The sequence below is a fragment of the Maribacter sp. genome, assembly GCF_016744255.1.
Taxonomy (GTDB): Bacteria; Bacteroidota; Bacteroidia; order Flavobacteriales; family Flavobacteriaceae; genus Maribacter_B.
Genome location: NZ_JADGES010000038.1, coordinates 20,085 through 30,664, shown reverse-complemented (window position 1 = coordinate 30,664; position 10,580 = coordinate 20,085). Strand labels below are relative to the sequence as shown.

General features: G+C 33.6%; 10 protein-coding genes. 2 read left to right on the top strand and 8 right to left on the bottom strand.

All coding sequences use genetic code 11. The annotated features are described in order from the left end of the window. The coding region (locus tag QZZ51_RS08455; protein ID WP_291868591.1) for a hypothetical protein at positions 1-642 on the bottom strand (642 nt) is incomplete at its 3' end. Between the two features lie 170 nt (positions 643-812). Between QZZ51_RS08455 and QZZ51_RS08450 the strand changes: the two genes are divergently transcribed. After that, complete coding sequence (locus QZZ51_RS08450) at positions 813-1,280, top strand: GNAT family N-acetyltransferase (protein ID WP_291868589.1); 468 nt, start codon at positions 813-815, stop codon at positions 1,278-1,280. A 63-nt stretch (positions 1,281-1,343) separates the two neighbouring features. On the opposite strand, the gene ettA is transcribed toward QZZ51_RS08450, so the two are convergent. From ettA to QZZ51_RS08435, 3 genes are all read right to left on the bottom strand, one after another. Further along, the gene (ettA, locus tag QZZ51_RS08445; RefSeq protein ID WP_291868587.1) at positions 1,344-3,035 is read right to left on the bottom strand and encodes an energy-dependent translational throttle protein EttA; all 1,692 of its coding nucleotides are present in this window, start codon (positions 3,033-3,035) and stop codon (positions 1,344-1,346) included. Positions 3,036-3,077: 42 nt separating this feature from the next. After that, entirely contained in the window at positions 3,078-3,260 is a 183-nt protein-coding gene (locus QZZ51_RS08440) for a CAL67264 family membrane protein (protein ID WP_291868584.1), read from the bottom strand. Between the two features lie 74 nt (positions 3,261-3,334). Continuing rightward, positions 3,335-4,309 carry a Gfo/Idh/MocA family oxidoreductase gene (locus QZZ51_RS08435; protein WP_291868581.1) on the bottom strand — a complete coding sequence of 325 codons (975 nt, stop codon included), beginning with the start codon at positions 4,307-4,309 and terminating at the stop codon, positions 3,335-3,337. Between the two features lie 86 nt (positions 4,310-4,395). Here QZZ51_RS08435 and QZZ51_RS08430 point away from each other — a divergent pair, with 86 nt between their 5' ends. Beyond that, a complete protein-coding gene (locus QZZ51_RS08430; RefSeq protein ID WP_291868578.1) occupies positions 4,396-6,024 on the top strand; it encodes a carboxyl transferase domain-containing protein in 1,629 nt (542 codons plus the stop codon). Between the two features lie 15 nt (positions 6,025-6,039). On the opposite strand, the gene QZZ51_RS08425 is transcribed toward QZZ51_RS08430, so the two are convergent. From QZZ51_RS08425 to QZZ51_RS08410, 4 genes are all read right to left on the bottom strand, one after another. Beyond that, the gene (locus QZZ51_RS08425) at positions 6,040-7,389 is read right to left on the bottom strand and encodes a M24 family metallopeptidase (RefSeq protein WP_291868575.1); all 1,350 of its coding nucleotides are present in this window, start codon (positions 7,387-7,389) and stop codon (positions 6,040-6,042) included. 93 nt (positions 7,390-7,482) lie between these two features. Then, the gene (locus QZZ51_RS08420; RefSeq protein WP_291868573.1) at positions 7,483-8,547 is read right to left on the bottom strand and encodes an AMP-binding protein; all 1,065 of its coding nucleotides are present in this window, start codon (positions 8,545-8,547) and stop codon (positions 7,483-7,485) included. Next, positions 8,534-9,496, bottom strand: a complete 963-nt coding sequence (locus QZZ51_RS08415) for a CPBP family intramembrane glutamic endopeptidase (protein ID WP_291868570.1) — start codon at positions 9,494-9,496, stop codon at positions 8,534-8,536. Before QZZ51_RS08415 ends, QZZ51_RS08420 begins: the two co-directional genes overlap by 14 nt. Further along, positions 9,487-10,539 (bottom strand): o-succinylbenzoate synthase, encoded by a 1,053-nt coding sequence (locus tag QZZ51_RS08410; protein ID WP_291868568.1) that lies wholly within the window; start codon positions 10,537-10,539, stop codon positions 9,487-9,489. Before QZZ51_RS08410 ends, QZZ51_RS08415 begins: the two co-directional genes overlap by 10 nt. Between the last annotated feature and the right edge of the window lie 41 nt (positions 10,540-10,580).

Below are 10,580 nucleotides of genomic sequence, written 5' to 3'. Positions count from 1 at the left end.
TCTATCACCAGCTCCAGCAATTACATTATCAGCTACTGTAAAACAGATTTTAAATTTATCCGTTCTACCTGCTCTAGAAGTTGAAACTAACTTACCGCTATTACGTTCTTTAACTGCATCTACAGAAAACTTAGATAAGTTTAATGCAGAACCTTTTTCAACTACATCTGCCAATTGCGTGTTTTGAACAACTAAAGAATCACTAAAAACATTTTGTTTTTCTAATTCAACATACGTACTATCTCTTTGCATAGCAATAAGAGTGTTAGATTTTGTAAGAGAATCTACTTGTTTTAATAATTTTGCTCTTTCTGCTTTTAATACTCCTACTTGTCTTCTATATCTAGATAAAGAAGCAATATCTCCTTTCATAGATTTAACAGAGTCTATATATTTTGCAATATTATCTCTTGCCGAAACCAACTCTTCGTTAGTTGCATTGCTTTCTAAAATTGCTTTATCATATTCAGACTTTAAGCTGTTTAGGTCTTCTACCACTAATTCTTTCTCATTAGTAAGAACTGTTTCTGTCTTTTTCTTATCTTGATAAAGACTAACAGTATAAATTATAACTCCTAAAAGAATTACTCCTAAAAGCCCTGCTAGAACTTTTAAACCATTGTTATTTTTCGATTCACTCATAATGTAAAAAATTAATTAATCTTGTTTAACTTTTGTAAAATTGGTTGTTTGTTCTGTAATATACGCAAGAAAGCAAGGTTTAGACTTTTTAAAACAAAAAAAATACATTTACTATTCTTTCTAATTATTGATTACATTTATTATTGTACTAATTAAAACTAATAAACACAATGTCTTTAGAGATTATTCCTTTTGAAACAGAACACGCAAAAGCTTTTAAAGATTTAAATATTCTCTGGTTAGAAAAATATTTTTATGTAGAAGCTAAAGATTCCGAATTATTAGACAATTGTGAGGAAACCATAATAAAACCAGGAGGTTATATTTTTATGGCTAAATATAAAGGGCAAATCGCTGGTTGCTTTTCCTTTATAAAAACAACGGATAATAATTATGAGTTAGGAAAAATGGCAGTTGACAAAAACTACCAAGGATTAAAAATTGGTCAAGAATTACTAGTCTTTGCTATTACATTTGCAAAAAAACAAAACTGGAAAAAAATTACACTTTACTCTAGCACAAAATTAGACACGGCATTACACATATATAAAAAGTATGGGTTTATAGAAGTTCCTCTGGAAAAGAATCTGCCTTATCTTAGAAGTGATATAAAAATGGAACTTTCCTTAAAAGTGTAACTCTATTAAAAACAAAAAAAGCTTCTAACAGTGTTAAAAGCTTTTTTTGTTTTATTAAATTAACTATCTAATCAATTTTTTATATTTAATTCGTTTTGGCATTAAGTCTCCTCCTAAACGAGCTTTTTTATTCTCTTCGTAATCAGAGAATGAGCCTTCAAAGAAATATACTTGCGAATCTCCTTCAAAAGCTAAAATATGAGTACACACACGATCTAAGAACCAACGGTCGTGAGAGATGACTACCGCACAACCTGCAAAATTCTCTAAACCTTCTTCCAAAGCTCTTAAAGTATTAACATCTAAATCATTGGTAGGTTCATCTAAAAGTAAAACATTACCTTCCTCTTTCAATGTCATCGCTAAATGCAAGCGATTACGTTCCCCTCCAGAAAGTGCATTCACCTTTTTATTTTGCTCACTACCAGAGAAATTAAACCTACTTAAATAGGCTCTAGAATTAACTTGTCTTCCGCCCATCATGATTAATTCTTGCTCATCACTAAAATTTTGCCAAATAGTTTTTTCTGGATCAATATTAGAATGGCTCTGATCCACATAGGAAATTTTAGCTGTTTCTCCTACAACAAATTCTCCTTTATCCGGAGTTTCCTCCCCCATTATCATTCTAAAAATAGTGGTTTTACCAGCTCCATTAGGCCCGATAATACCCACAATCCCTGCTTGTGGTAAATTAAATTTTAAATCCTCATAGAGTAATTTATCATCATAAGCTTTACTAACTCCTGTTGCTTCAATAACATTAGTACCTAACCTAGGTCCGTTCGGGATATATATCTCTAGTTTTTCGTCCAGTTGTTTTTGATCTTGACTCATCAACTTATCGTAACTCTTAAGACGCGCTTTTTGTTTGGTTTGCCTCCCTTTAGCTCCTTGACGAACCCATTCTAACTCTCGTTCTAATGTTTTTTGTCTTTTAGATGCCGTTTTACTTTCTTGCGCTAATCGTTTAGATTTTTGATCTAACCAAGAAGAATAGTTCCCCTTCCAAGGAATACCTTCTCCTCTATCCAATTCTAATATCCAACCCGCAACATTATCCAAGAAATATCTATCATGGGTTACTGCTATAACTGTTCCTTTATATTGTGCTAAATGATGCTCTAACCAATGTACAGATTCTGCATCTAAATGGTTGGTAGGTTCATCTAACAATAAAATTTCTGGTTCCTGAAGTAGTAATCTACATAAAGCAACACGTCTTCTTTCTCCTCCTGAAAGAACCCCTATTTTTTTATCTGGCTCTGGAGTACGTAAAGCATCCATAGCTATTTCTAACTTAGTGTCTAACTCCCAAGCATTAGAAGCATCTATCTGGTCTTGCAAAACAGCCTGCCTGGCCATTAACTTATCCATTTTATCAGCATCAGAATATACTTCTTCTAAACCAAATTGGTCATTAATGCTATTATACTCATCTAATATTGCTACCGTCTCCGCTGCTCCTTCTTTTACTATCTCTAGCACCGTCTTTTCTTCATCTAATTGAGGTTCCTGTTCTAAATACCCCACTTTATATCCCGGAGAAAAAACAACATCGCCCTGGAAATTTGTATCAATCCCTGCTATAATTTTTAATAAGGTAGACTTACCGGAGCCATTAAGTCCTAAAATTCCAATTTTTGCTCCATAAAAAAAGCTTAAATGTATATTTTTTAAAACTGGTGTATTGGCTGTTTTAAATGTCTTGGTAACCCCAGACATAGAGAAAATTACCTTCTTATCGTCGGACATAGTGTGTATTTATCTAATATGAAAAAGTGTGAAAAAATTGTATTAAACTCTACCTTTTAGAGCGTTAAAAACCCAAGCAATAGCAAAAAAACCGATTCCTACCGAGGCGAAGCCTATACCTGATACTTCTCTATATTTGAAAGCACCAAGTGCAATTAAAGCTACTCCCACGAATATCATAATAAAAGTTGCCCACGCTAGTACGGTATTTTTATTCATTCCCATAATATTTTTGGTTTAGTTTTTGGTAACTTCAAATATCGTGAAAATTCCAATATTTATATGCAAAACGTTTACTTTTATTCTTCAAAAGGAAAAACAATACCTACTTGTTTCCGAATAGAATCGAGCAACTCAACCAATTCTATACTATTTTTATGCGTCCAAAGCGTACTTTCTATTTTATTCTCTAAAATACATTGTTGTACCTCTTCTATTTCATGTGTAAAACCAATCCCTTTTGTTGGTAGAGAAACGGTATCGGAATCTTCTTCTTTTTTCAAAATGTAACTTTGAGCTTCATGCCATCTAGTAGGGATTACTATAGACCCTTTCGAACCAGAAAATTCTGCAATAGATTGTGAATTAGAAGTCAATCCTGAATAAAGCATTGCTTGTGCGTCTGGGTATTTAAAAATCATAGAAGTTTGTACTTCCACTCCTGTTTCATAAAAATTAGAAGCAGCCAAAATAGATTGCGGTTTTCCTAAAAATAAATACGCCAAAAAAACAGGATAAATACCAATATCTAATAAAGAACCTCCCGCCAAATATGGGTTTAACAACCGACTATCTTTATCTCTCCCTATACCATAAAAAGCAAAATCTGCATATAAATAACTTAATTTCCCTATTTCTCCTTCTTCAATAAGCTGCTTTACTTTTTTTATAGCTGGATTAAATCTACTCCATAAACCTTCCATTAAAAAAACACCATTCTTTTTAGAAGCCGCAACCATAGCTGTTACTTCTTTAGCATTTACGCCTATTGGTTTTTCACACAAAACATGTTTACCATGGTTCATGGCTTTTATACTTAGCTCAGCATGATTATTGTGCGGCGTAGCAATATAAATTACTTGAACTTCTTTATCTTCAAAAAGTTCTTGGTAACTTCCTAAGGCTCTTTCTGCTTTAAATTCATCCGCAAACTTCTCTGCTTTATCTAAATTTCTAGAAGCAACTGCTGACAATACTGCATTTGGTACCAATCTTAAATCTGAAGCAAATTTTTTAGCTATATTTCCAGGTCCAAGAATTCCCCATTTTACCATAACTCTCTTTTTGAATTTTGTATTTTATCAAATGTAATCAATTTTACTCCTTATCTTTATGCGGACTAATAAATACAAACTAAGGAATGGATTTAGCCTTCAATAAGAACGAAGACCACAATAAATTACTCTTATCGCAACTAAGAAAAAGACTTGCCCAAATAAAATTAGGTGGAGGAAAAACTAAAATAGAAAAACAACATTCTTTAGGTAAAATGACTGCTAGAGAGCGTATTGACTATTTATTAGATAGCAAAAAGGATAGTATTGAAATTGGGGCTGTTGTTGGAGAAGGCATGTACAAAGAGCATGGTGGCTGCCCATCTGGAGGTGTTGTTATTAAAATGGGCTACGTTTCTGGAAAACAATGCCTTGTAGTTGCTAATGATGCTACAGTTAAAGCTGGAGCTTGGTTTCCTATTACCGCTAAAAAAAATCTAAGGGCGCAAGAAATTGCAATGGAAAACAGATTGCCAATTATTTACTTGGTAGATAGCGCTGGGGTTTATTTGCCTCTGCAAGATGAAATCTTTCCAGACAAAGAACATTTTGGACGCATATTTAGAAATAACGCTAAAATGAGCAGTATGGGAATTACCCAAATATCTGCTGTTATGGGGAGTTGTGTTGCTGGTGGAGCATATTTACCAATTATGAGTGACGAAGCCCTTATTGTGGATAAAACTGGAAGTATATTCCTCGCTGGAAGCTATTTGGTTAAAGCTGCTATTGGAGAACAAATTGACAATGAAACTTTGGGAGGAGCCTCTACGCATTGCGAAGTTAGCGGTGTTACGGATTATAAAGAGAAAAACGATGCTTCTGCCTTAGACACTATAAAAGGTATAATGGATAAAATCGGTGATTTTGAAAAAGCCGGATATAATCGCAGTAAAGCAATTAAACCAAAAGAGAACCCAGAAGATATCTATGGCCTATTACCAGCTCTTAGACACGAGCAATATGATATGGTAGAAATCATAAAAAGAATAGTAGACAATTCTGAGTTTGACCAATACAAAGAAGGATATGGTAAAACTATTTTAACTGGATATGCAAGAATAGATGGCTGGGCTGTTGGCATTGTAGCCAACCAAAGAAAAGTAGTAAAAACAACGAAAGGTGAAATGCAATTTGGAGGCGTTATTTATTCCGATTCTGCAGATAAAGCAACTCGATTTATTGCTAATTGCAACCAAAAGAAAATTCCTCTTGTTTTTCTTCAAGATGTTACTGGTTTTATGGTAGGCAGTAAGAGTGAACATGGCGGAATAATAAAAGATGGTGCGAAAATGGTAAATGCCGTTAGTAATTCTGTTGTTCCAAAATTTACTATAATAATAGGGAATAGCTATGGCGCTGGTAATTATGCCATGTGTGGAAAAGCCTATGACCCTAGATTAATTGCTGCTTGGCCAAGTGCGGAACTTGCGGTAATGAGTGGTAACTCTGCTGCCAAGGTACTTTTACAAATCGAAAAAGCTTCGTTAAAAAAGAAAGGAGAAACTATAACTCCAGAAAAAGAAGAGGAGTTGTTTTCTAAAATTAAAGAAAAATACGATGACCAAGTGTCTCCTTATTACGCGGCTGCTCGACTTTGGACCGATGCTATTATAGACCCTTTGGATACCAGAAAATGGATATCTATGGGAATAGAAGCAGCAAACCACGCTCCAATTGAAAAGCCTTTTAATTTAGGGGTTTTACAAGTTTAATTTTTATTCCTATTACTAAAGCCTGTTTTGGTTTCTTTTTGTTCTTGGAATAAGGAGTAACTCTGTTTGTCTGCCATTTACATACCTAAATCCATTTTTACCATAAAAACCAGCTTCTTCTAGCATGATTCGTATATCTCTTTTCCATTCAGGAATTGTAATGGTGGTATTTAATTCTATGGCATAAACTGTATTACGATTTAATGGATAATTCTCTCCATCATCTTTCATCACTCCATTTTGAGAATCCCACATACCTATGGTCGTACCTGCTGAATGACCGTACAACCCTAAAGGGTGTGTATAAATAGCCGGCCTTAGCCCCACTGCTTTGGCATCTTGCAATGCCTTTGCCAAAATTTCATTACCTGTTCTACCTTCAATCATATTACTAGTTAAAAAATCTTGTACTTTATTCCCTTCTTCCAAACCTTTTATGAGATAATTTGGCGCTTCTGACTCTTCTGGTTTTAGTACATAAGCTAATTCTTGGCAATCTGTATTTAATCGCAAATACGTAATTCCGAAATCGCAATGCAACAAATCTCCAGGTTGAATAATTAAATCATCTGGTCTCCCAGAAAAAGAATACAAATGGTTTACTAATTCTTCACTAGTACGCTGTACATCTACAGTTGGATGAAACCAAGTTTCTAAACCTAAGTCGGTTACTTTTTGACGCATCCACCACTCTACTTGCGTTGTCGTCGTTACACCAGGAGTGATTACTTTTTCCGAGAAAGCTTCTGCAATTATATCATGCGTAATGTCCACTAACTGGTTGTAAATAATCATTTCTCTTTCTGTTCTGGTCTCAATCCATCGAACAGCTAGTTGTTCCGCAGAAACCACTTTTTTATGATCCTTTTTTGGGAGATTAGCCATAAACTCATCATAATCCGTCTTACCCAATCCATCTGCAATATTATGGTCTTTAGAAAAATTTAAGCCAATCTTTTTAGGATTACGCTCTTCTATTAATTGCATTAATCGCTTCCACTGATTAGGTTCTTTTTCTTTGTCCCAAGCCGAAACAATACTTTCTCCTACATTATATCTTGCCACTGCTAATTTCTCTATAGTATTAGCAGGTTTATTTCTATAAAAAAGAAGTATTGTTCTTCTACGAGCATTCAACCAAGTAGCCGGAAGCATCGTTTTAATTACTGGGTCTTCATTATATTCTCGAGAAATAACAATCCACATATCCATACCAGAGGCATCCATTATCTCTGGCAGAAGATGATTGAAACGATTACTCAAAATTTCGTCTATTACCGTTGCTCTTTCTTGTTCCGGAAGTATCTGTTGAGAATATGCATTTATAGAAAAACCTAAAATTAAAAAGAGTATTTGTTTTTTCATAATCATATTATTATGCAATGAAAATACAAAATATTAAATTACGCAAAATTTGGACTCCTTCTGAATTCAGAAAAGAACACCATTATTACATAGCTAGCAAGAAAGCAAATGAATCGTTTTCTTTCTATTTATTTTACCGCTTGTTGTTTCTATAAAAGCCTTCAGAAAGAGCACTTCTTTAGGTCTTTCGTATTTATCCAGTCCTTTTATGCTTTGTACATGAGCTAAAATATCTGGATTTTCCGTTTTACTTTCTATAATCAGTACTAATTTTTGCCCTAAAATATCATCGGGAATACCCGTAACAAAAAATCTATCCTCTATAACCTTTGCTAATTTTTCTTCAATTTGTTCCGGTATTAATTTTATACCTCCAGAATTAATTATGGAATCATATCTTCCCAACCATGTAAATTCAGTTTTAGAAAGTAACTCTATAATATCATTCGTAATAATTGGGGCATCCGATATTCGCGGTGCATTTATCACCATACAATCTCTTTCATCTTTGGACACTACAACTCCTGCAAGAGTAGTGAATACATTTGCAGAGCTACTATTTATCTTTTTTAAAGCTATATGGGTAATTGTTTCGGTCATCCCATAGGTTTCAAAAACCTGAGTTTTTATTCCTTGTAATTTATCTTTTAAATTTTTAGACATTGGTGCTCCTCCAATAATAACTGTTTCTATTCTTTCTATTTTATCTAAAGAATTTTGCAGTTGCATAGGCACCATTGCACAGAAATCAAAAGTTTGGACCAATCCATCTAAAGGGTCTAATTTTGCCGGTACAGCAGTTAAATGCAATCCTAAAACCATTGCCCTTACCAACATCATTTTACCTGCAATAAAATTGGTCGACATACATAACAGTGCTGAATATTTAGGTTTTAAATTGAAGAAATCACCTGTTGCCAAGGCTGAGTTAACCATATGTTTCTTTTGCAACTTTATAGATTTGGGTTCCCCTGTAGAACCAGATGTTTCTACTATAATAGTATCATTAACATCTACCCATTGCAGTAGAAAATCGCCAATTTCTTTTTCAAAATCTTCTCCTTCCTTTATTAAAGAATAGGATAATTCTACTATCGTATTTTCTGAAATGGCAATTCCATTCAATTGAAAATTTGGATGTATATTACTCTTCTCCAATTTCTGAGATATTTTCTTCCATAAAAACTTCTTTAGACAGAACAGCACCTGTTAATCTTTCCTTCCAATTAGTCCAGTTGTATTTCTTAGAAAAAACATAAAGCAATATTGGAAAAATTACGAAAATAGGAATAAACACATCTAAACCTAACTCAGGGTCAGACACATCTCTATAGATAGAATCTGTTTGAAAAGCTGTCCAATCTGCAGTAACCAATAAAGCGGTTAATAAATTATTAGCAGCATGGAACCCTAAAGCCAGCTCCAAACCTTTATCCATCAACGTTAAAATACCAAGAAAAAAACCTGTTCCTATATAAAAAACCATTATGCCATACCCTAATTTTTCCACTTCTGGGTTCGCTAAATGTAATAGCCCAAAAATTAAGGAAGTAACTACCAATGGCACCCACCTATTTTTTGCTAAAAGCCCTATCCCCTGCATTAAATACCCTCGTAAAAAATATTCTTCAAAACTAGTTTGTATGGGTATAAACAGAATAGCCACAACTGCTAAAATAAGAAAGGGCTCTAATTGAAAATTAAGCACATAGTTTTCTGGAGAAAGAAATACATCTACCCCTAATAAAACAACAGAAATAATTGCCCATAAAAAAAAGGAAAATCCTACCCTTTTCCAATCTATTTTATTTCTAGAGGTCGTTAAAGCTGTTATTGTTTGCTGATGTAATACCGAAGCCGTAAAAAAAGTAGCCACCAAACCAAATGCAAAAGACAAAAGCATTAAAAACAGAAAAAGATTGGAACCCAAAAGTTTACTCATCCCTGGAATACCCATAGGTATCGTAGCTAAACTTTCCGATTTAGACACTAAAGCAACCACAAGGGGAATCATTCCTAAAATTTGCCATCCTACAAAAATGATTGCAAGACCAACCATGTACCTCCAAAAATCTTGCTTCCCTTTATAACCTTGCTCTATATACATAAATTTTCTATTAAATTTTTCTTCCAATTCCTTTCTTTACTATACCGTAGCTTTCCCTCTTTAACCATTAACGGGCTATTAAAATTATTGGTAAATAAGGCTCCTGTACCCAAGCCTTGCGGCATTTTATTATTCAACATATAAGTCCATTGCGCAATGGCATTTAAACCTATATTACTTTCTAATGCACTAGTTATCCACCAGCCAATATTATATTTATTTGCTAAGGTAATCCACTCTTCACTTCCTTTAAAACCGCCTACCAAACTTGGTTTTAATATAATATACTGAGGTTTTATTATTTGTAGCAATTTCTCTTTATCTGTTACAGAAAATACTCCTATTAGCTCTTCATCTAAAGCAATTGGCAACGGCGTATTTTTACATAATTTTTGCATCGCTACAATATTCCCTTGTTTTATAGGCTGCTCAATAGAATGAATATCATACACTGCTAATTGCTTCAATTTCTCCAAAGCAGTATCTTCCGAAAACGCTCCATTTGCATCTACACGAAGTTCTATTTGCTCTTTATTATACTTTTTTCTTATTGCCGCTAAAAGAGATAATTCTGTATTAAAGTCTATTGCACCTATTTTAAGTTTTATACACCTAAAACCTTGTTTTAACTTTTCTTCAATTTGTTGGAGCATAAAATTTTCATCTCCCATCCAAATAAGTCCATTTATATCTATAGGCGCTTCTAAACTTGTGAAATCTGATGGATATAATGAAAAATCATCTTTTGCTTTTAAAGATAAAAATGCTTGCTCTAATCCAAATTGAATGCTTGGAAAAGACTCCAATACCATAAGTAAATAATCTAAGCCTTTATGAATATTAACAACAACCCAATTCAATTTTTCTTCATATTCTGGGACGTCATCTACACTAAGTCCTCTAAAAATACCACATTCCCCTATTCCTTTCCTCCCATTCTCTTCTAAAATAATAAACCATGTTTCTTTGGTTGTTAAAACCCCTCTAGAAGTTCCACTGGGTCTTTTAAATATTAAATCAAATTTTTTATAGGTTGCTTTCATGAGTACCATCAAATTTAACTATATTTTTAAGTTATAAAAGT